Source organism: Vibrio sp. RE88 (assembly GCF_013113835.1).
Lineage (GTDB): Bacteria > Pseudomonadota > Gammaproteobacteria > Enterobacterales > Vibrionaceae > Vibrio.
Genome location: NZ_VTYQ01000003.1, coordinates 331,984 through 352,478, shown reverse-complemented (window position 1 = coordinate 352,478; position 20,495 = coordinate 331,984). Strand labels below are relative to the sequence as shown.

At 44.8% G+C, this 20,495-nt stretch carries 18 protein-coding genes; 7 read left to right on the top strand and 11 right to left on the bottom strand.

What is annotated here, in order from left to right; translation table 11 throughout:
• Positions 1–232: 232 nt before the first annotated feature.
• Positions 233–1,780 (bottom strand): DUF3360 family protein, encoded by a 1,548-nt coding sequence (locus F0265_RS07735; protein WP_171748449.1) that lies wholly within the window; start codon positions 1,778–1,780, stop codon positions 233–235.
• A gap of 677 nt (positions 1,781–2,457) precedes the next feature.
• Here F0265_RS07735 and F0265_RS07730 point away from each other — a divergent pair.
• The 4 genes from F0265_RS07730 (at position 2,458) to F0265_RS07715 (ending at position 5,614) form a co-directional block, all read left to right on the top strand.
• A complete protein-coding gene (locus F0265_RS07730) occupies positions 2,458–3,228 on the top strand; it encodes an ABC transporter ATP-binding protein (RefSeq protein WP_006959044.1) in 771 nt (256 codons plus the stop codon).
• A gap of 69 nt (positions 3,229–3,297) precedes the next feature.
• Complete coding sequence (locus F0265_RS07725) at positions 3,298–4,068, top strand: ABC transporter substrate-binding protein (RefSeq protein WP_171748448.1); 771 nt, start codon at positions 3,298–3,300, stop codon at positions 4,066–4,068.
• Positions 4,069–4,192: 124 nt separating this feature from the next.
• Positions 4,193–4,933 (top strand): ABC transporter permease, encoded by a 741-nt coding sequence (locus F0265_RS07720; RefSeq protein WP_171748447.1) that lies wholly within the window; start codon positions 4,193–4,195, stop codon positions 4,931–4,933.
• A 3-nt stretch (positions 4,934–4,936) separates the two neighbouring features.
• Entirely contained in the window at positions 4,937–5,614 is a 678-nt protein-coding gene (locus F0265_RS07715; protein ID WP_065740393.1) for an ABC transporter permease, read from the top strand.
• Positions 5,615–5,673: 59 nt separating this feature from the next.
• Here F0265_RS07715 and F0265_RS07710 read toward each other — a convergent pair whose 3' ends face one another.
• Positions 5,674–7,356, bottom strand: coding sequence for an aspartate:alanine antiporter (locus F0265_RS07710; protein WP_019276062.1), 1,683 nt, complete (start codon positions 7,354–7,356; stop codon positions 5,674–5,676).
• A 189-nt stretch (positions 7,357–7,545) separates the two neighbouring features.
• Positions 7,546–7,812, bottom strand: a complete 267-nt coding sequence (locus tag F0265_RS07705) for a GrxA family glutaredoxin (RefSeq protein WP_065740392.1) — start codon at positions 7,810–7,812, stop codon at positions 7,546–7,548.
• A gap of 278 nt (positions 7,813–8,090) precedes the next feature.
• Here F0265_RS07705 and F0265_RS07700 point away from each other — a divergent pair, with 278 nt between their 5' ends.
• Positions 8,091–9,338 (top strand): iron-containing alcohol dehydrogenase, encoded by a 1,248-nt coding sequence (locus F0265_RS07700; protein ID WP_171748446.1) that lies wholly within the window; start codon positions 8,091–8,093, stop codon positions 9,336–9,338.
• Positions 9,339–9,374: 36 nt separating this feature from the next.
• Here F0265_RS07700 and F0265_RS07695 read toward each other — a convergent pair whose 3' ends face one another.
• From F0265_RS07695 to F0265_RS07675, 5 genes are all read right to left on the bottom strand, one after another.
• Entirely contained in the window at positions 9,375–10,229 is an 855-nt protein-coding gene (locus tag F0265_RS07695) for a MurR/RpiR family transcriptional regulator (RefSeq protein ID WP_019276064.1), read from the bottom strand.
• Positions 10,230–10,507: 278 nt separating this feature from the next.
• A complete protein-coding gene (gene panP / locus F0265_RS07690; RefSeq protein WP_171748445.1) occupies positions 10,508–12,154 on the bottom strand; it encodes a pyridoxal-dependent aspartate 1-decarboxylase PanP in 1,647 nt (548 codons plus the stop codon).
• A 141-nt stretch (positions 12,155–12,295) separates the two neighbouring features.
• On the bottom strand, positions 12,296–12,811 hold the full coding sequence (locus F0265_RS07685) for a hypothetical protein (RefSeq protein WP_006959035.1): 516 nt from the start codon (positions 12,809–12,811) through the stop codon (positions 12,296–12,298).
• Between the two features lie 111 nt (positions 12,812–12,922).
• On the bottom strand, positions 12,923–13,828 hold the full coding sequence (locus F0265_RS07680) for a lysine exporter LysO family protein (RefSeq protein WP_171748444.1): 906 nt from the start codon (positions 13,826–13,828) through the stop codon (positions 12,923–12,925).
• A gap of 30 nt (positions 13,829–13,858) precedes the next feature.
• On the bottom strand, positions 13,859–14,779 hold the full coding sequence (locus F0265_RS07675) for an HDOD domain-containing protein (protein ID WP_006959033.1): 921 nt from the start codon (positions 14,777–14,779) through the stop codon (positions 13,859–13,861).
• A 346-nt stretch (positions 14,780–15,125) separates the two neighbouring features.
• Between F0265_RS07675 and F0265_RS07670 the strand changes: the two genes are divergently transcribed.
• On the top strand, positions 15,126–15,713 hold the full coding sequence (locus tag F0265_RS07670) for a TfoX/Sxy family DNA transformation protein (RefSeq protein ID WP_029236136.1): 588 nt from the start codon (positions 15,126–15,128) through the stop codon (positions 15,711–15,713).
• 87 nt (positions 15,714–15,800) lie between these two features.
• Here the strand turns inward: F0265_RS07670 and F0265_RS07665 are convergent, their stop codons facing one another.
• The 3 genes from F0265_RS07665 to F0265_RS07655 form a co-directional block, all read right to left on the bottom strand.
• Positions 15,801–16,355, bottom strand: a complete 555-nt coding sequence (locus F0265_RS07665; RefSeq protein ID WP_006959030.1) for a hypothetical protein — start codon at positions 16,353–16,355, stop codon at positions 15,801–15,803.
• A 171-nt stretch (positions 16,356–16,526) separates the two neighbouring features.
• Positions 16,527–17,024 (bottom strand): response regulator, encoded by a 498-nt coding sequence (locus F0265_RS07660; RefSeq protein ID WP_171748443.1) that lies wholly within the window; start codon positions 17,022–17,024, stop codon positions 16,527–16,529.
• A gap of 9 nt (positions 17,025–17,033) precedes the next feature.
• Entirely contained in the window at positions 17,034–18,971 is a 1,938-nt protein-coding gene (locus F0265_RS07655) for an ATP-binding protein (protein ID WP_171748442.1), read from the bottom strand.
• Between the two features lie 178 nt (positions 18,972–19,149).
• Here F0265_RS07655 and F0265_RS07650 point away from each other — a divergent pair, with 178 nt between their 5' ends.
• The gene (locus F0265_RS07650) at positions 19,150–20,418 is read left to right on the top strand and encodes a DUF945 family protein (protein ID WP_171748441.1); all 1,269 of its coding nucleotides are present in this window, start codon (positions 19,150–19,152) and stop codon (positions 20,416–20,418) included.
• Positions 20,419–20,495: the final 77 nt, after the last annotated feature.

Below are 20,495 nucleotides of genomic sequence, written 5' to 3'. Positions count from 1 at the left end.
TACAGGAGCGGTACACTCTTTATGAATAACAATATGTATAGTCTCTAAAATCGATCATTGTGTGCGTTTTAAACTATAAATATTGTCACTAACTTTTACATGGTTTCTTATTAACTTGGTTTCAAGGTTAAACTAAAAAAAAATTGCAAACCTTAAACTAAATCAATAAATCCTCAAAAAAGTCGATAAAAAGAGGGTGGCATAGCTTGCCACCCTCAAATTTTTTGAATTTCTATAGCCAGGCTTTAATGCCGTATTGGCCTTCAAGCATACCGACTGCCAGCATAGCAATCAGACAGATTACAAGCACGCCCACTGGAATGACGATTTTATCGACGAAAGACAAGCGAGCTGCACGTTCTTTATCACCAATCAAGCCATTGTTATCCAGAAGCATAGTCAATGCCCAAGCCAATACTGGGTTAACGACAGCTGAACCAAAGATACAAATACCTGCGGCTTGGGAATCTTTCGAGTCTTTGACCATCTGCATACCAGCTTCAAGTAGAGGCAGCGATACACCAACAAGCAATGCTACACGCATCACGGGTGGCCATACTGCGATGTCCATCGGGAAGCCAAGAATTGCAATGATCATCACTAACAGGCCAAGAAGGATTGCACCGCCTGGGATAGGACGTTTCGCAATCGCAGCTGGGATCATGTAAGTGCCCCAAGATGACGTAATATTACCGCCACCCACGGCTGTACCAACCATCTGACGAACAGAACACATGGTCATGGTGTCATCTACATCCATCAGTACTTTTTCTGTCTTCTTAGGGTAGTTCAGTTCTTGGAAGATACGATGACCTAAGAAATCAGGAGACCACATAGCGACAGCCAGAATGGCGAAAGGTAGTGACGCAATGAAGTGCTCCATGTTTGGTAGCCCAAGCATCCAACCTTCTTCGGTACTACCCCACCAGTAAACTGGGTTTAGGTTCGGCAAGCCAGTTTCTGTGACGAACTTGATGTCGAAGCCTGCGCCAAGCACGAGTGCAATCGCTAAGCCTGTAAATGCACAAACGGGAATAGCAAGCCAACGTTTGTTTACTTTTGCCAAGAACGCATAAAGAGCGATGGTTACGGCCAAGACAATCAGGCCAACATAGCCCATGCTGCCAGCCGCAACCGTGTCTGATTGCAGGCCTACCGCCCAAGCCTGGATAGAGTTTATCTGGCTCATGGTGCCTGTCAGGCCAAGGAATATCAGCAATCCACCTGCGGTGCCTTCCGATGTAAGGTTAACTAACTTGGAGCCACCTTTAAGAAAGCTCAGTAGTAAACCGAAAACACCGATCAGGATAGCCAATGCAAGAGGGTGCGCGCCAGCTAATGCGATGGTACCGATAAGAGGGATCATTGGCCCGTGGTTGCCTGCGAGGTTTGCTTTCGGGTTGACGAAACCAGACGCCAATACACAGAACAGAAGGGCAGGGATGAGCATTTCTACACGTGCCACCTCAATGGCGAAGTCTTTGCCTAGATTAATGTGGTCCCAAGCGGCGGTCAGGCCTTCTGCCCAAGACATCATTACCGCGGAGTACATCGCGATAATGCCGATAGTTCCTGCTAGCGCAGGGACTAAATCTTCGAGTTCAAAGCGGAAGTCACGACCAGGTAAGTTTAAACCGAAGCGACGAGGCTTCATGATCTGAAGTTCATGATCTAGATAATCTGAACGGCTTTCAAATTCGGAAGCTGGGCGATGCAGCTCTCGATAGCTCTTGTTTTCGATATCCGAATCAGAGTGCGGTTTGTTGACTGCGTCTGACATAGATTCCTCATATTCTAAAAAGTTAATGATTCTTCTAAGAGTCGCCCGTAGTTATTGTTTAGTGGACGATCTTGTAAAAACCTGACTTAGCGTCCTGCATTTGGGTCCTTGAACTATTGGCCTGTAGCGTGTGCGTCACGTGCTTAACTCAGGCGTTTAGAAAAGACAAAAATTCGCTTATTGAGGCTTTTATCTTTGACGCGAGTGTAACGTGCTAACCCTAAGGGGTGATTGATTTAGATCACTTTATGAAGGAATGTGAAAGAAAACTACACAGCTAAGGCCGTATTAGTGAGTTATTGAAATATAAAGTGAAAACTATTTTCACATTGTGAGTTTTATGACTTAGGAATAGAGAGGAAAGAGCACCTGAATTTTCATTATTGAGAGAATTGTTGAGATAGATCTGGTTTTTATAAAAATGTTAATTTATCACTTCGGTAGATAATATGTTTATTAAAATGATTTATGCGTATTATGGAGCGAATTACTCTATAAATTGAATGTTTACTCATATAAAGTGGCTATATATCCCTAATATGAAGGTTAATAATTTGTTGCATGTTGGTCTGGGGAGTGCTAGTTTGTAGCGAAATGTGGGTGGAACCCAGCAATTAGCCGGCGGAAAAGCCGTTTATTAAGTCGGCAATTATAATAAAGACAGGGAGTATTAGCGCATGAATGATGTACCAGCGCTGGACATAAAGGAACTGCACAAAACATTCGGGCAAAATGAAGTCCTTAAAGGTATCTCGCTTGAGGCACACAAAGGAGATGTTATCTCCATTATTGGTTCATCAGGTTCAGGTAAAAGTACCTTCCTAAGATGTATCAACCTTCTTGAAACGCCTACCGAAGGTGAAATTTGGGTCAACGGTGAGTTGATCCAAATGAAAAACAATCGCCAAGGTGAGGCTGTTCCTGCCAACGAAAAACAAGTACAGCGTATCCGTTCGAGACTTGCCATGGTATTCCAAGGTTTTAATCTCTGGTCACACATGACAGTACTTGAAAATGTCATTGAAGCACCCGTGCATGTACTAGGCGTACCAAAAGCTCAGGCTTTGGAAAACGCTGAACTGCTACTCAAAAAAGTCGGCCTTTACGAGCGTAAAGACTACTACCCAGGTCACTTATCTGGCGGACAGCAGCAACGCGCGGCGATTGCACGTGCATTGGCTGTCGATCCTGAAGTTATGCTATTCGATGAACCTACCTCAGCACTTGACCCAGAATTGGTTGGTGAGGTGTTAGGTGTAATGCGAGATCTGGCGGAAGAAGGTCGAACCATGCTGGTTGTAACGCACGAAATGGCGTTTGCACGCGATGTTTCTAACCACGTCATGTTCTTGCACCAAGGTCTAGTGGAAGAGCAGGGAGACCCTGCTAAGCTCTTCACTAACCCGGATTCAGAACGCTTACAGCAGTTCATCTCATCAATTTACTAAGCTTGCACTTACAGCAGGCAAAAGACAGACACAATATAAGACAAAAATCACAATCACAGGAGTATGGAAATGAAAAAGTGGTTAGTAGTTGCAGCATTGGCTGCTACGGCAGCAACAGGTGTAGCTCAAGCGAAAGATTGGAAGACAGTTCGTTTTGGTATTGAAGGGGCATATCCTCCATTTAGCTGGACAGAAGCTGATGGTTCTCTTAAAGGTTTCGACGTAGACATGGCGAGTGCTCTATGTAAGGAAATGCAGGTTAAGTGTAAGATTGTTGCACAAGACTGGGATGGCATTATTCCTTCTCTACTAGCGCGTAAATACGATGCTATCATCGCAGCGATGTCTATCACTGAAGAGCGTAAGAAGAAAGTTGATTTCACAGGCAAATACGCTCTGATCCCTAACAAGTTCATCGCGAAAAAAGGCGCAGGTCTAGATTTTGACAACCTAGATGGTCAAAAAATCGCGGTTCAACGTGCAACAACTCACGATAAGTACCTAACTGATAACTACGGTGACAAAGTTGAAATCGTACGTTACGGTTCTTTTGACGAAGCATACCTTGACCTAGCAAACGGTCGTGTGGCAGCTGTACTTGGTGACGCATCTGCACTTGAAGAAGGCGTGCTAAATAAAGCTGGCGGTGAAGCTTACGAATTTGTTGGCCCGTCGCTAACTGATCCAAAATGGTTCGGTGAAGGTTTTGGTATCGCAGTACGTAAGCAAGATAAAGATCTTACTAAGAAGCTAGATGCTGCAATCCTATCTCTACGTGAGAAAGGTGTTTACCAAGAGATTGCTGCTAAGTACTTCAACTACGACGTTTACGGTCAGTAATCATCGGAAAGCGACCGCTGGTTCTAGTTCCTAGAAGTAGCCAGCGGTCGAATTATATCTAAGGCTTGTTGATTGCTATTAAGTCAGTAAGCGAGCTTTGAGTCTAGGGATCAGGAACTCACCTATGCTGGATTTACAAGGATACGAAGCCTCTATATTTAAAGGGGCCATAGTGACCATAGAAGTAGCGCTACTTTCACTGCTACTTGCGATGGTTTTAGGCATGCTGGGCGCATTGGCAAAAATGGCGCCATACCGCTGGGCACGCGCAATTGCAACGCTTTACACCACAGTGATTCGTGGTATCCCCGATTTAGTTTTAATGATGCTGATTTTCTTCGGCGGACAAATTCTTCTCAACAACAGCTTGTATGCCATTAATGAATCATTGAATGAGTGGTTTACTTCAAGTGACCCAAATCATGAATGGACATCTTATCTGCCGGATTACATCGATGTGAGCCCATTTGTTGCAGGTGTTTTGACCATCGGTTTCATTTTCGGTGCGTACATGGCGGAAACGTTCCGTGGTGCGATTATGGCTGTAGATAAGGGCGAGCTAGAAGCAGCAAAAGCTTATGGCATGAGCCCAGTACTAGCATTCCGACGCATATTATTGCCGCAGATGATTCGCCACGCGCTGCCTGGTTTTGGTAACAATTGGTTGGTGCTGCTTAAGACAACCGCACTGGTTTCGATTATTGGTCTGGAAGATATGGTACGTATGAGTTCGCTTGCCGCAGGCTCAACGAAAATGCCATTCACTTTCTACATGGCTGTTGCGATCATTTTCCTTTTCTTCACCAGTGTCTCAACGGGCTTACTCAAGCTAGTCGAACGCAAATTCAGTATTCATGCGAGGTAAGAAATGGACTTTTCACTGATTATCGAAAGTTTGCCAATTTATCTTGATGGCTTGTGGACGACGGCATGGCTGGTGGGCTTAGCGCTGATTATTGGCTTGTGTGTCGCGATTCCTCTTGGTGTGGCGCGCAATAGTACGAATTACTTTATTAACGGACCGAGCTGGGCATTTATCTACTTCTTCCGTGGTACACCGTTGCTGGTTCAGCTCTATCTAATTTACTACGGTATGGATCAGTTCTTCCCGGTTAAAGATACGTTGTGGGAGAATGCTTGGTTCTGTGCGCTTGTGGCGTTTGTGCTTAACACATCAGCGTATACAGCAGAAATTATCCGCGGAGCGATAAACGGCTTACCAAAAGGTGAAGTAGAAGCTGCGAAAGCGTATGGTATGGGAACATTTATGACCTACCGCCGTATCATTTTGCCAAGTGCATTACGCCGCGCATTACCTGCTTACAGTAACGAAGTGATCTTCATGCTTCACGGTAGTGCCGTTGCAGGTATCGTTACAATTGTTGACCTGACAGGTGCAGCACGCTTGGTGAACTCTCGCTATTACGCGCCGTTCGAATCTTTCCTCACAGCAGGCCTGTTCTACATGGCACTGACGTTTATGATTCTCTGGTGCTTCAAGTTAGCTGAGAAGCGATTCCTAGCGTACTTGAGACCGCTGAGCTAAGCGTGGTTCAAAATCTAAAAAGGCTTCCGATTGGAAGCCTTTTTTGCATCTGGAACTCATCAACTGAGGATTATCAAAACTGTCCCCGCGAGTGTCATCAGAATATTCGCGATAGCGTAAGTGCCCGCATAACCCAGTGCCGGAATGGTTGACTTGGCATAATCGTTAACGATATCCATCGCTGGTGCACAGGTTCGAGCACCGATAATGGCACCAAACAGCAGTGCTCGGTTCATTTTCAAAATATAAGCACCCACAAGGTAAGCAAGTGCGACAGGAACTACACTCACCAGGAATGACAGACCAATAACTTGTGGGCCAACCTGCGCTAAGTGCTCAAACATCTTACCGCCAGCACTTAGGCCAATACCGACCATAAAGAACATCAAGCCTAAATCTTTGACCATATTCAGCGCCCCCTGAGGAACATAGCCAAAAGTCGGGTGGTTAGCTCGTAAGAAGCCTAGTGTGATACCAGATAGTAGAAGGCCAACCGCGTTACCTAAGCCAAACGAAACCTGGCCAAAGGTCATGGTGATAAGGCCAAACATGATGCCGAGGATGAAGAAGCTACAGAAAGCCAACAGATCTGCCATCTGACTGTGAATGGAGATGAAGCCGATTTTTTCTGCTAAGCCATGAACGCGACTCTTCTCACCACTCACTTGCAGCACATCACCTTTAGCTAGGACGATGTCTAAATCCATCGGCATTTCTATCTGCGCGCGTACTACACGGTTAAGAAAACAGCCATATTCGGACAGGTTCAGATCTGACAGGCGTTTGCCTGCGATGGAATCACTTTTTACGACGATCTCTTCTTCGACAATACGCAAATCCAGTAGATTACGATCGAAGACCTCTTTGCCGTTCCTAAAACTAGGGTCTAGTCGCGCATGACTATCTGGGAAGCCAACCAGTGCAATCTCATCACCTTCTTGGAGAATAGCATCACCGTCTGGGTGGGCGAGGATGCCGTTTCGACGAATACGCTCAATATAACAGCCAGTTTGTCGGTAAATACCGAGTTCTCTTAGGTTCTTACCGTCAATCCAGTCGATCAACTCCTGACCGACGCGGTAAGCTCGGATGATCGGTAAATACACCTTTCGTTGCCCAGTACTGCCTAAACCACGCTCTTGAGCAATTTGCTGAGCAGAGTCGGATAGATTTTGCTTTTGAAGTTTTGGTAGCAGCTTGGCGAATGTGATCATACTGATCAAGCCAATCAGATACGCCATGGCGTAACCAACGGACAGGTTCTCAATGACCTGCGAAAAATCCATACCACGTGGAGTTGTGGCTAAGCCGGAGTTGAGCGCATCTTGCGCACCCACCAAAACAGGGGTTGCTGTTAACGCTCCTGCCATCATCCCTGCCGACAAGCCAAAATCTAATCCCATGCTGTGGCTAGCGAAATAGGTGATACATACAGCGGTCGCAAGCACCACCATGCTTAGGATGAAGTAGTGTTTACCATCTCTGAAGAAAATGCCGAAGAAGTTTGGCCCTGCCTCGATACCAACACAGTAAATGAAGAGCATAAACCCAATGGTTAAAGCATCGGCATTAAACGTAAAGCCTAGATGACCCATGATGAGGGAGGTAAGTAAAACACCTATTGAATTGCCAAGCTGCAGATTTCCAAAGCGAATTTTTCCGATAGCTAAACCAATAGCGAGAACTACAAAAATGAGGAGGATGGGGTTTTGCTCAAGCAAATTTACAACGTCGATGTTCACGGGGCAGCTCTTATGTCAGTGCCAGAGGATAAGTTAAGTGTGCGAATTGTATCTGAATATTGCAAAATGATAAGTGAAAAATTTTATAATTTACTATTAGCTGACTTGGGCTGCGAATTCACAATATTGATTTAATTTAAAGTAAAAAAAAGCCGCTTATTACAGCGGCTTTTTTTCAATTCGGAACGATTACTCGTCGAAAAGACCTAGGTGCTCTTTCGCGTATGCTTCGAAGTCATCACAGCCACCGATGTGCTCCTGATCTACGAAGATTTGAGGAACAGTTTCAACTGGCTTACCTACTGTTTTTTCAAGGTCAGCTTTTGAGATACCTTCTGCGTGGATATCAACGTAACGGTAGTTGAAGTCGTCACGCTTTGCTTTTAGTGTTTCTGCGTGCTCTTTTGCGCGTACACAGAATGGGCAAGCTGGGCGACCAAAGATAACTACGAACATATTGTCTTTCTCCTTTATTTTGTTACGTGCAACTATGCCCGAATCAAAGTCGGAAATAAAGTCGCAATTACCTCTTGGTTTGATAGGTAAAATCTATTGAATGATTTTTGCACGTAATCTATACAATTTTGCCAAATAAGCGACATAATTAACTCGTGGAGTTGCTCGCGAAAGTCTTATTTTCTATGAGGTTAATCGTCACAAATTGCACTGTGTCAATTTAATTCCTTTCTCTTCAGGGCACTCTATTGAAAGTCATTAGCAAGGAGTGTTCGGCTATGTTCCAGTTTATGACCTCCACCCGAATTGTCTTTGGTGAAGGTGCCTTACAGTCATCTCTTTCTATTCTTAACCAATACGGTTACAGCGTGTTGCTTGTCTCGGGCCAAAGTCTAGAAAGAGTCGAGATGGTTGTCGACTACATCAAGTCACAGGGGATGCGCTATCAACATGTTTCCGTTTGTGGTGAACCCAACATCGTTATGATTGAAGAAACCGCTTTAGTGGGGCGGAAATTCAAACCAGATATGGTTGTTGCAATGGGGGGCGGAAGTGTTTTAGATATGGGGAAAGCTTTAGCGGCGATCATTCCTAACCAAGGTGACGTGTATGACTATGTGGAAGTTGTCGGGCGGAATGTGCCATTAAAGGCTAAACCGATCCCTTTTATCGCTATTCCGACGACAGCTAGCACTGGCTCTGAGGTAACTCGTAACGCTGTCCTGCGCTCAGGGCAGGACAAAGTTAAAGTGAGTTTACGTAGCCCTGAGATGCTGGCGGATGTGGCCATTGTTGATCCGACATTGACCTATGGGACCGACTCTTACAAATCAGGCCGTGGAGCAATGGAGACTTTTACTCGTTTAATGGAAGCCTATGTTTGTGGTGACCCAAACCCACTAACCGATATGATATGTGAAGAAGGACTTCGCAGGCTGAGTGCTTCGATTTTATCCGGGTGCCTTGAAGATAAACCGCAAGCACGTTCTGATCTCTCGTTTGTCGCTATGCTGGGGGGAATGGCTAGCACTAATGCCAAACTTGGCGCAGCGCATGGGTTGGCTTCTGCTTTGGGTGGCAAGCTGGAAGCTCCCCATAGTGTGATTGCAGCGAGGCTTGCGCCCCATGTGATGATGGAAAACATAAAAGCAGCACAGGATGCAGAAAGGCATGATGTATTAGCTCGTTACAAGAAGATGGCGATTTTGCTGACGGGCAGAGTGAATGCTAAACGGGAAGATGGGGTGCTGTGGGCCAACATGATGCTTGATAAACTCTCTTTGCCCACGTTGAGCCAGTTTGGCGTGTGTAGTACGTCTTTTGATGTTGTTGCGGAGGATGCACTTAAATCTGTGGCAATTAAAGGAAATCCCTTGCCACTTACCAAGCAGAGATTAACTTATATTCTTCAACAGGTATGCAATTGTAATGATGATTGTGTTGCGGAAGACTCAAGTGAGCAGTCAAGTGCTCGGGTGGTGAACAGTGGTCTGAGTGATGTAGAAGTCCGATTGCAGAATTCTTAAACCGAGAAACAAAAAGGAGCGCTAATGCGCTCCTTTTTAAAACTGGGACAGCTTATCGTACCGAGAGTCTTTCAACGCATCTTTGACGCGTTTGAGGTTTTCTCTAAAGCCAGAACCTCGGCGAAGTGTAAAGCCAGTAGCTAACACGTCAATCACGGTCATTTGTACAACACGACTCGCCATCGGCATGTAAACGTCAGTGTCTTCAGGCACATCAAGTGAAATCGACAATGAGCTCGCTTTGTCCAAAGGTGAATCTTTCGCTGTGATAGCAATGACCGTTGCACCATTTTCGCGTGCTAAGTTGGCAATTTCGACCTGGCTCTTAGTACGACCAGTGTGAGAAATCAGTACAATCACGTCATTGTCTGTACAGTTGATACAGCTCATGCGTTGCATGACGATATCTTCAAAACAGGTAATCGGGATATTAAAGCGAATAAACTTGTTCTGCGCATCACGTGCAACGGCAGAAGAAGCGCCAAGGCCAAAAAACGAAATGCGTTTCGCTTGAGTCAACAGGTCAACAGCACGGTTGATTTGCATTGAATCGAGGCTATTCTTGGCTACATCGAGACAAGCCATGGTTGATTCGAAAATCTTATGTGTGTAGGCGTCTGGGCCATCATCTTCCTCAACGTTGCGGTTCACATAAGGTGTACCATTTGCAAGGCTTTGTGCCAGGTGAAGTTTAAAGTCGGGGAAACCTTTGGTATCCAAACGGCGGCAAAAACGGTTAACAGTTGGCTCACTCACATCAGCCATTTTGGCCAGTGTAGCAATACTAGAGTGAATCGCAGTCTGAGGAGATGCCATAATGACTTCGGCAACCTTACGTTCAGACTTGCTGAAATTCTCTAGGTTTTTCTGAATTTTTTCTAATGTATTCATAGTGTTCACGAGGGTATAGAGAACAACTCACTGGATATACCTGTTGGTAAAAGAGGTCACAAGTCGTCACCTAAAGGCAATAACTATCCAGCGCCATGGGTCCAGTATAAACCTAAGCAAAAGGTTTACAGTAATTTTTATACGGTTCAATTAGTGAGAATATGACAAGCCTCAAACTAAATTTTGCCAAAACTACATAAATGCGTGTTATATGCAAAGATTTTCGTGGTTTTAGGCTGTCGATGTTCGGCAAGTTACAGCTTTTTCGAAAGAAATTTTCAGTTTTCTTTGATTTTTTGAGTGGCAGATTGGATTCTCGCCATCAATTTTGGTGCTTGTTTTGCAATCTCTCGTTGCTCTTCGAGAACCATGCTCAGGATGTCTCGTCCAGTCAGAGGATTGGCCAGAACAACTCGGAATACAATAGTATTCATTCTGTCCCACTGCTCGGGGTTGAGGCGAGTTCGAGATACAAAAGATTTACCTGTTTCGCGTTGTCGCTTCTGAATAAACTTTGTCAGCTCATTGAGCAGCTCATTCAATTCCGATTTCTGTTGAGGGTCAGCTTTCTCAAGCGCGCTGCGGATCTCAGCTGGAATGTATCGATAGGTCAGTAAGCATAACTCTGGCTCTGAGACGAGTTCGAAATCGCTCTGCTGTTTGATCAACTCGGCGAAGTATTTCGCTTTTTCAATACTCTGATCGATCAGTAGCTCGTAACCAGGGCGACTGATGATATGCATGGCGGCGTAAACCAGCATGGCCATACCAGAACGGGAGCCTTCTAGCGTGTGGCTGCCTAGGTCTTTCGAACCTTTACGCAAGATATATTGTGCGTGGTGCTCGATAGATTTCATCGCTTCAGGATCTTTAAACAACACCATGCCCGCACCCATCGGGATGTAGAGCTGTTTGTGAGCATCAATGGTTATCGAGTCTGCAAGCTCTACGCCGTCTAGGAGGTGACGGTAGTTGTTAGACATCAGTGTCGCACCGCCCCATGCGGCATCAATATGGAAATGACAACTTTCACGCTGACAAATAGCCGCGATATCGGCGATTGGGTCAATCGAGCCAGTCTCTGTTGTACCGGCAACACCAATCACTGCAAAAGGCTTGATGTTTTGCTGTTTAAGTTGAGATATTTTTTCCTGCAGAGCTTGAGGACAGATACGGTTATTGGCATCTGTTTTAATGGCAACCAGACCTTCTTGACCTATGCCAAGAACATCCGCTGCTTTTTTCAGTGAATAGTGGCCGCGTTCAGAGACCAATACCGCAAGACCTTCATAGCCATAATGCTTTATGGCTTTGAATAGTCCTTCTTTTTCTACACCTTTGAAATCACCTTGCGCTTTTAACGCGTTGTTTCTCGCGACCCAAAGTGCCGTAATGTTGGCGATAGTTCCTCCAGAACAAAAAGCGCCCAGAGAGTGATTAGCACTGTGCATCCATTTGGCGTAAAACTCATCGTCTTGGTTGTATATTAGGCGATGAAGCATGCCCAGTACTTGGCGCTCTAAAGGTGTAAAAGCTTTGGATGTTTCGATTTTGACCAAGTTTTGATTAAGCGCGATCATGATCTTAGACAGTGGCATTAAAAAGTAGGGCAGTGCCGAAGTCATGTGGCCGATAAAGCTCGGTGCAGAAGTATGGACGGAATGTGATACTAGGGTATCAAGCAAATGTTGAGTATGCTCGGAAACGAACTCGGGTTGCTCTGGAAGCGACGCATTGGAGAAGTCTTTTTCAATTTCTCTAAGTGGTTTCTCTTCCGCGACGATATGTTCGCGCAAAAACTGGTTAAGGTTTTGCGATAACTTTTCTTCGATTTTTGTCAGTGTTGAGTCTGGCCCTTCAGGGACGGTAAAGATTCGGAGTAAACTCTCGAAACTCGCGTCAGCCGTTTTATGTTCCGATACCATACAGCTACATTGCTCTTATCTTTTTTGTTGCAGCGGGACAATCTAAACGAAAACGGGCGCAAAGTCCCGTCTTAATTGTTTGATCTTAGATACTGTGATTTGAACATTGCCGCTGAAGAAAAGGTCCAGCGGCAATATCCATTATGTATCACATGAAATGGTTTCTAGGTCTTTAATTGCTTCATTGTAGCGCTTTAGTGCGTCATCAATCTTTGTTGGATGGCTCAACAAATCGGCGAAAGCCGAGCGAAGATCGTAGTTCTTCTCATGCGGCTTTGATTGACGATCACTGAAGGTGACCTGTGCCAGTCGACCGAGTTCATCGCTACGCGAGGACAAGGTTTTAATGTCCTTCTGCTCTAGCTGAAGCCAAGCTTCAACGGGCTGACTGGTAGCAATCTTAGATGGGTCGTTTTCAAGGTAGTAGTGAACAGCTGCGCGGTTCAACTCAAAATGGTTTTTTCGACCTTCCAGAAACCACTCACTGACTTCTTTTAAGTCAGGGTATTGTTCAGAAGTTAGCTTTGCGAGATCTTCGTACCAGTGTAGAGAAGCATCAACATAGGCGTCGTATTTCTTGGACAAACATGCATTGTCAGCTGCGGCAACCATAGTAGAGGTCGCGCCCAGCAGCAAAGCAATAAGTAGACGTGTCATAATGATTCCTTTTGAAGAATAGTTATTATAAACCCACTAAATTAGCAAGCGCTAAATTATAACGTGTGGTTGAGCCCTAATATAGTGAATCTGAACATAAAATCATGCGATCTAGCCTGCAAGAGAGACAAAGAAAAGCATCAAAACAGGCACTAATAGGCTTAATATAAATCCACTCACTATCGCAATTGGGACACAACGTACCCCACCAGTGGTTTGTATAACGGGTAACGTAAAGTCCATCGCCGTTGCACCAGCATAGCCAATTGCTGTACAGGGCTTAGTGCGTATAGCGAGGGGGATCAATACTAAGGCAACCAGTTCACGGAGGAGTTCAATCATAAATGAGGCTCCACCGTAGACAGGGCCAAAAGCATCACCCATCAGGATGCCTGCTAAAGAATACCAGCCAAATCCAGATGCCATTGCCAAGCCACGGTAAAGATCGATGTCTAAAATCATGGCTGCAATCGCGCCGCCTATCATCGACGTGGCAATGATCACTAAGGCGATGATCATGCCATGCTTGTTCAACAGTATCTGGCGAAGAGTCAAGCCACTGTTGCGTAATTGAATACCAATGAAAAAGAGTAGGGCAAACAAAATCCACTCACTGGCGGTATCGACCCAACTCAAATCGATAGGAAGCATCATGCCTACGACTAGTCCACCACCGACAACAATGATCAGCTTGGCCGATTCCATCGCCATACTGGATAAAGGCAGCTTGGTTTGCTTTGCGTCCGTTTCAATAGGGAGAAGTTTGTCGATAAATGGGAGTGCCGCTAAGTTACTCAAACTCAGGCAAACGAAGAAGACTGCGACGTATTGAAGGATCAGTTGTAGATTTTGACCCAGATTATCGAGCGCGGCGAGGCTCAGCCCCATTAATGCCAAAATGACATAGATAAGGTTGGAGGTCGTGGCGTTAATTTTATCGAGAATTGATGGTTTGGAAATCGATATCAGATACCCCACAACGAGCGGGGCAAAGATGAATATCATCCCTGAAAACATGTGGCTTCCTGTATACTGGTACGTTTAGCGCTAGAGTCCGCTAGCGCTAATTAACTCATTGATTTGTGTATTGAACTCAATATCACTTAAATTGCTGAGTTTGTACAGTATATCTGCACCAGTCAGGTCAAATTCAACGGTGTGTTCATCGATCTTGTCATCTTGACGACGAAACATCAGGATATGATTGGCGATACGGGCGATATCCAAGTAACTGACATCCACACTTTGCCTTTGCGTGGTTTGATTGGTGGCGACTTCGAGGAAATCACTATCAAAGCCCCAATGTTCTAGTACAAGTCGACTTGCATTGGAACACTGGTTATTAAATATCTGAAACGCAATGTCTTCTGCGAGGTAATTACCTTGCTCCAAGTACATATGGTATTCGTTCACGATGCAAAATAAGCCAATATCAGCCAGTAGACCTGTCAATAAAGCCTTATCTGTTTCCAGATTGCTATATCTTGGGTCGTTTGACTCTTTGAAGCCCTTCACTACCATCACCATGGTGGCTGCCAGTTCTCTAGAATTGTGAGCACTGTTAATCAGAACTTCATTGCAGCTACGGCTTAAATTCACGGAGTGCTTAAGCTGTTCGATGGCTTGTGCAGTCACAATATCGCGTACTCGCAAAATGCCGAGACGCGATACCGCTGTGACCAAGTCGGTGCACGTAATATTGCGGCGGTTAAAGATGACCGAATTAGCGACTCGGATAACAATGGCCGCAAGGCCTGGGTCTTCTAGCAAGCTGTCCGCAACGTCCAATACTGTGGTTGCGTCTTGGGTGCATAATTTTTGTATTTTTAAAACAACATCTGATATCGGTGGCAGGGTAATCTTGCCCGAGTTGATGGCGTGTTCAACTAATGTTGAAAATTCTGACTCGATGCCTTTAACCAGAAGTTCGTTGTTTTCAGGAAGCCAATAAAAAGATAGGTGGTTCATGCTTGATCAGCTAAAGATTCTACTAGTTACAGTTTAACTTCCCAGACCATTATTATGCAAATTATTGATAAGTTAATTGAGAGTTTTTGTCCGATGTATTTTTGGCAGTGAAGTATGGAAACCACACTTGTGTGATGTCAGTCCCGATTTTATATGAATTTAGTTTTATTGGTGTGAGCTGTGCACAGACTTATTTTGTAACGTTAACTATCATTTATAGTACTTGCAGTCGGTATGCTAATAAAAACATAAACCATAGCTTCGCTGGCTGATTTACATTTTTCGCTTAAAGCTGCTGCTATCTGGTGATCATAAATAATCGGGGTTTTCTAGATTAGAAGGATCAATGGATATGACAGAGCAACAATTTATTAATTACGTTAACAAGTTTGGTAGTTTCCAAAAACGTTCAATGTTTGGTGGAACGGGTTTATTCAAACAGGACGCAATGTTTGCCCTAATGAGTGCTGACAAGGTGTTTATTCGAGGTGGTGACTATTTAGATGACAAATTGACGGATTTAGGCTGTATCAAGTACCGTCATGTTAAAAAACAAACGACTGCGACGGTGAATTACTACGATATTACTCATCTATTTAATAATAAAAATGAGCTTTTAGATGAGATTGTCGAGAATTCGATCAAGTTTTCGGTGTCTCAGCGTCACTATAAGAAGTCGTCAGCGAGCCGTCGTTTAAGAGATTTGCCGAACATGCAGCTCACACTTGAACGCATGGTGAAGAAAGCGGGTGTTGTTGATGTTGACACCTTCTTAGAGCTTGGCGCACCTGAAGTGTTCTCCAAAGTGAAAGCGACATACGGCAATGATGTCGATGTTAAGTTACTTTGGAAATTTGCTGGTGCCATTGATGGGGTACATTGGAAGCTTATCCAAGAGCCGCGTAAACGTCAGCTTCTAGCGAGTTGTGCGTAATACAATCGCTGAGTTACAGACATAAAAAAGCCGAGGTCAATGACCTCGGCTTTTTAGTATTTGGTTGTTTCGTCCTGAAACGTATTATCAGAACTTGAATCGCGTGGTGAACATTAGCTGGTCACCGTAGAAATCATTAATGCGCGCTTCAGCACCAATTGAGAAAAGCTCTGTTGAGTGGAAGCGTACATACGCTGAACCAATCCAGTCATCGTTATCTTCGATGGAGACATAGCCCGCTTTGCCGCCCACTTCTAATTGTGGGCCTAGCCATTGGCGAACCCCTAGGTTCAATTCCATACCTGTGTCAGTGCCTTTACCTTCTTTGCCACCAAAATCAACAAGGCGGAATAGCATTTCACCAGTAAAATCAGCCCAGTTGTTGATTGGCGCATGGAAGCCAAAACCGGCTGCCGCGTCATAATCACCTTCAAACTCTGAATCAACACGACCAATCACATGAGCGTTTGGGTGGATAGATTTACTTGCAGCCGCGCCGAACGTTACAGGACTTGCGCCAATGCGAGCTTCCAGGTAATCGTAGCTGAAGTTACTCATTACGGTTGGGCTGTTTGGGTCGGTCTCTGCAAAAGCTTGACCAGATGCTAGCACAAGGGCTGCAGCTAAGATTGTTTTACGCATACGAAAGAAAAACCTATTCTTGTTAATTTCCTTGGTTTGGTGCGACGGAGCGCTGCCATATCGAGACATCATAATGCATTGTCGTAGTCCTACACTACAAAAATGTCATTGTTTTGTCGTTATTTACATGTTGAAGCAATCAATATGCCAAAATGCGCACAATTTGGTGATCTATTCTCCAAAATTGATTCGATTTTTTGCGACAGCATCTAAGATTTGTTCCGTATCGAGAATGGCTGCCCAGGGCATCAAATCTGTATTGTTTTCTATCATGTACTGGGTCAGTTGCTTTTTGATGACATCGCGTAAGCTGTCCCCTCGCCAGGGTTTTGCAATGTAAAAATGTAGGCTGGAGTGATTCACAGCTTCTACTGTGTCTTCCAATCCGGCTTGGCCAGTTAACAATACTTTGCGAGCCGTTTGAGTGGATGCATTGTCATTCAGTTCGATGAGAAAGCTGATGCCAGTTTGCTCAGGCATAATGTGGTCGCATAGGATCAGCGCCAACTTTCCTCCGTCTTGCTCAATCTCTTCAATTATGGATTTCGCTTCCGCGACAGATTCCGCTGCTTCAAGGTCAAAGTGTTCTTCAAAGCAGTCGAGATCCTGAATCACGCTGTCTAGCACTTCGCGTTCGTCATCGACACATAAGATTAGGTATTTAGTCATATTGAATCCTTACATTGTGTCGTGTGTCTGCAGTGGGAGCCACACTGACATTTTGGTGAATTGATTAGGTTGAGACTCTACTTCAATCCGCCCCCCGTGCTGATGAACAATTTGCTGGCAAACTGATAGGCCTATGCCTAATCCAAAATTGCCTTCCTTTTTGGTGGTAAAGTTGAGGGCAAAAATTTGACGCTGTAGCTTTTTGGAGATACCACAACCATTGTCTGCAATTGAAATGACAGCCCATTGTTGGTCGTTATGGCTGCGAATTTCAGATTGAATCAAAAGTGTCCCTCTTTCAGGAAGAGCGTCGATAGCGTTGGAAATGAGGTTAGTCCAGACTTGCTGTAGAGCCATTGGCATACAGCGTATCGGTGGCAAGTCACCGTACTCTTTTTCTACGCTGTGCATCTTGAGCTTATTTTCAAAGATGACCAGTGTATCTTCAATCCCTTCATGAAGATCCGATAGTCGAAACGTCTCATCGTCTGGTCGCGCGTAGCCTTTAAGGCTTTTCACCATATCGGCGATACGTTGAGCACAAACATTGATGGACCGTAGTGTTGTTCCTGTAATGTGGTAACTCTCGAGAACGTCGAGTTCGTGCGCTACATCGGTTTTGTTATTTTGAGCGCGCTTCAACCACTCGTGATTGTCTTCTAACCCGAGTTTGACCAGCTTTTTAGCGACGCGGCGTTCACCCACCTGAGGTTCTATATTTTTGGCTAATTGCCGTTCGTCAGAAGTTGACCTCGGTTTGGAATCGAGCGATTTAGCTAGAAGATCCGCGCCTAGAGCTTTGAGTTTGGATTGCTCAGTATCACCGACTAATTTATGAATGTTAGCCGTTAGCGTTTCTGTACTGCGAAGAATGGCCGCAACCGGATTGTTTAGCTCATGAGCAACGCCCGCGACCAGTTGACCTAGCATTGCCATCTTTTCACGCTCAATGAGTTGTTGATGGGCAGACTCTAGGGATTCAAGCGTCTTTTGCAGTTCAAGTTTAGTGTTGATACTGCGCTGTAGACGACGATTAAAGTGGCGCAAAAGTAGGTTAGTAAACAGAGGAAGCAGGGCAGTGTTGGAATGCATGACTTTAGCGAAAATGTCTCGGTCGAGTTTAATCACCTCAGTTTGTTTTAGAGTCAGCGCCGTCGAGAAGGAGGGTTCACCTGTAACAAACGACATTCCCCCGACAATATTACCTTTAGTGTGTCTGACGACTTCGCGCTGTATGCCGAGGTCGTCTTTCTTGTATAGCGCAACTTCCCCTTTAGTAATGAACCAGAGAAATTGATTTTCTTCACCTTCAATCGTGAGTAGATGTTCGGACGAATAAGTTCGGCAAGCGCGGGTGTCGTCCTGATCTGAGAAGAAATCGTGTAAAGCAGAGATGACTTGTTCGGCGAGTTCTTGATCGGAGAGCGTGTGATGATCAGTGATAAAGCCTTCGCGGTAGCTGCGCATTTTGAGTTCGATGTGCGCTCTGAGAAGACGCTGCTGATCGAGTATCTGACTATATGCGAGAAGGTTTTCTGGGTCGTGTTTTAGAATAAAAGTCGTGAGTTCTTTTTTGACCGTTTTGTACACCAAGTTGTCCTGCAACGGCTTAGTCAGGCAATGATCCAGCCGACCTTCATTGACGGCAGACAATATCGCTTGAATGTCCTGTCCGCAGCTGAGCAAAATTTTGCGTGCACTTTGCGTATGGTGGTTTCTGTCTAATTGGATTAGAAATTCAGCGCCATTAAAGTTTTCATGATGGCTGGCCAGTACCAGAGCAACAGGTTGCTGGTTTTCCTGACAGTAAGCCAGCGATGCGTGTGCATCCTCTAATGTATCCGCCGTATGAATGTCGAACCTTGCAGCGAATTGACCCAGCTCTCGTCGGAGTTGCTCTACACTAATAGGATTGTTGTCTAAGCACAGTAAGGCATACTGATTCACGATTGTCGCCTGTCTCTAATGAACTCCCTGATCTGAAATTACTCTAACAAGGATTACTCAGAGTGACTGAGACACAGGTTTTAGATTCGTCTTCGATTTGTGAAGAAAGCCAATACTCTGATTTAACTCAATGTTTTTTGGTGTAAACTGCAAGAAATACCTAAGTGAAGATAATGACATGCATCAGTTGAAAAAATACGGCGCTATTGGTGGCGCAATTGCTCTGGCTTTATGCTGGCCTTTGGCAGTAGGACAAATTGGACAAAATGTTATCCATGATGGCATTGCACATCTAAGCAACGACTCGGTGAAAGCTGAAGTTGTCTCCTACGACCGCGGCTACCTCTCTTCTGAAGTACAAACTCGTTATACGGTTGCGGATCCAGAGCTTGTCAGCCAACTGGAAATCGATGGACTGCCAACGGAATTCGTAGTGAATAGCCATGTCACCCATGGTTTGTTTAGTTTGAAGGCAGAATCCACATTGGAAAATGCCGAGCAGTTTCCTTTAACCATGACAACGGTGACTCAGCTCAATGGCAATACGGATTATGCTTTGGAGTTGGGTAACTGGCATCAAACGATGGAAGGTGACGGCGGCGCTATGGTATCAGTGACGCCTTCGTCTCTAAAAGGTCACGTTACGGTATTGGGTGAAGTTAGCTACGACCTAAATATTCCTTCTGTTGAGGTCGATTTCAATACAGGCGAAAAAATGCTGCTGTCGAACATTACGGGCTCAGGTCTCGGCAGAAAGCAAAACAGTTTTTGGCTTGGCGATCAGAAAATCAACATTGCGGATATGTCGGTTCTCGATTCCACTCAAACCCCTTTGTTCTCACTGAAAAGCGGTCAATATCAGTTTGCTTCTTCACTTGATGATGCCTCTCAACGTGTGAATAGCAAACATGTTGTGAGCGTTGATAAGTTACTTATGTCTGAAGACGAAGTGGACAACTTGGTGCTGGATTTGGAATTTGGCGATTTAGACAGCAGCTCATTTGAGCATTTGGTGAGCATGTATCAGAATAACCCGGTGCTGACGGCAGACGATATCCAAGATGCGATTCCTTACGTGGAAACCCTATTTTCAAAAGGTTTCTACTTGTCTATGAACAAAATGGCTCTGACCTTAGGTGACAATGGAGAGTTCGAAAGTACTTGGAAAATTACCGTGCCAGAAGGCACCACTAATGTTACTCAAAACCCTGCCAACATTCTCCCTTCTTTAACGGGGAATTTAGATACGTTCTTCTCCAACGGCTTGGTTGAACAGTATCCTTTCATTAAACAAGGTGTCGATGAAGCGATGGTGATGGAGTTTATTAGTCAGAATGACAAGGGCTACCAGATCCAGGCTGAGCTAAAGGATGGCAATCTTGTATTCGAAAACGGACAGCAAATCCCTTTAATGGCGATACTACTACCGGCGATGATGCAGCCATAAGTTAGGATTTTTATCGCTTACATGAAAAAGAGGTCTAAAGACCTCTTTTCTTGCTTTTTATACGTGAGAAAACGTGC

Excerpts from the sequence above, each read along its gene's own strand:
- F0265_RS07735 (WP_171748449.1), bottom strand. The coding sequence starts at position 1,780 with ATGTCAGACGCAGTCAACAAACCGCACTCTGATTCGGATATCGAAAAC.
- F0265_RS07730 (WP_006959044.1), top strand. The coding sequence starts at position 2,458 with ATGAATGATGTACCAGCGCTGGACATAAAGGAACTGCACAAAACATTC.
- F0265_RS07725 (WP_171748448.1), top strand. The coding sequence starts at position 3,298 with ATGAAAAAGTGGTTAGTAGTTGCAGCATTGGCTGCTACGGCAGCAACA.
- F0265_RS07720 (WP_171748447.1), top strand. The coding sequence starts at position 4,193 with ATGCTGGATTTACAAGGATACGAAGCCTCTATATTTAAAGGGGCCATA.
- F0265_RS07715 (WP_065740393.1), top strand. The coding sequence starts at position 4,937 with ATGGACTTTTCACTGATTATCGAAAGTTTGCCAATTTATCTTGATGGC.
- F0265_RS07705 (WP_065740392.1), bottom strand. The coding sequence starts at position 7,812 with ATGTTCGTAGTTATCTTTGGTCGCCCAGCTTGCCCATTCTGTGTACGC.
- F0265_RS07700 (WP_171748446.1), top strand. The coding sequence starts at position 8,091 with ATGTTCCAGTTTATGACCTCCACCCGAATTGTCTTTGGTGAAGGTGCC.
- F0265_RS07695 (WP_019276064.1), bottom strand. The coding sequence starts at position 10,229 with ATGAATACATTAGAAAAAATTCAGAAAAACCTAGAGAATTTCAGCAAG.
- panP (WP_171748445.1), bottom strand. The coding sequence starts at position 12,154 with ATGGTATCGGAACATAAAACGGCTGACGCGAGTTTCGAGAGTTTACTC.
- F0265_RS07685 (WP_006959035.1), bottom strand. The coding sequence starts at position 12,811 with ATGACACGTCTACTTATTGCTTTGCTGCTGGGCGCGACCTCTACTATG.
- F0265_RS07680 (WP_171748444.1), bottom strand. The coding sequence starts at position 13,828 with ATGTTTTCAGGGATGATATTCATCTTTGCCCCGCTCGTTGTGGGGTAT.
- F0265_RS07675 (WP_006959033.1), bottom strand. The coding sequence starts at position 14,779 with ATGAACCACCTATCTTTTTATTGGCTTCCTGAAAACAACGAACTTCTG.
- F0265_RS07670 (WP_029236136.1), top strand. The coding sequence starts at position 15,126 with ATGGATATGACAGAGCAACAATTTATTAATTACGTTAACAAGTTTGGT.
- F0265_RS07665 (WP_006959030.1), bottom strand. The coding sequence starts at position 16,355 with ATGCGTAAAACAATCTTAGCTGCAGCCCTTGTGCTAGCATCTGGTCAA.
- F0265_RS07660 (WP_171748443.1), bottom strand. The coding sequence starts at position 17,024 with ATGACTAAATACCTAATCTTATGTGTCGATGACGAACGCGAAGTGCTA.
- F0265_RS07650 (WP_171748441.1), top strand. The coding sequence starts at position 19,150 with ATGCATCAGTTGAAAAAATACGGCGCTATTGGTGGCGCAATTGCTCTG.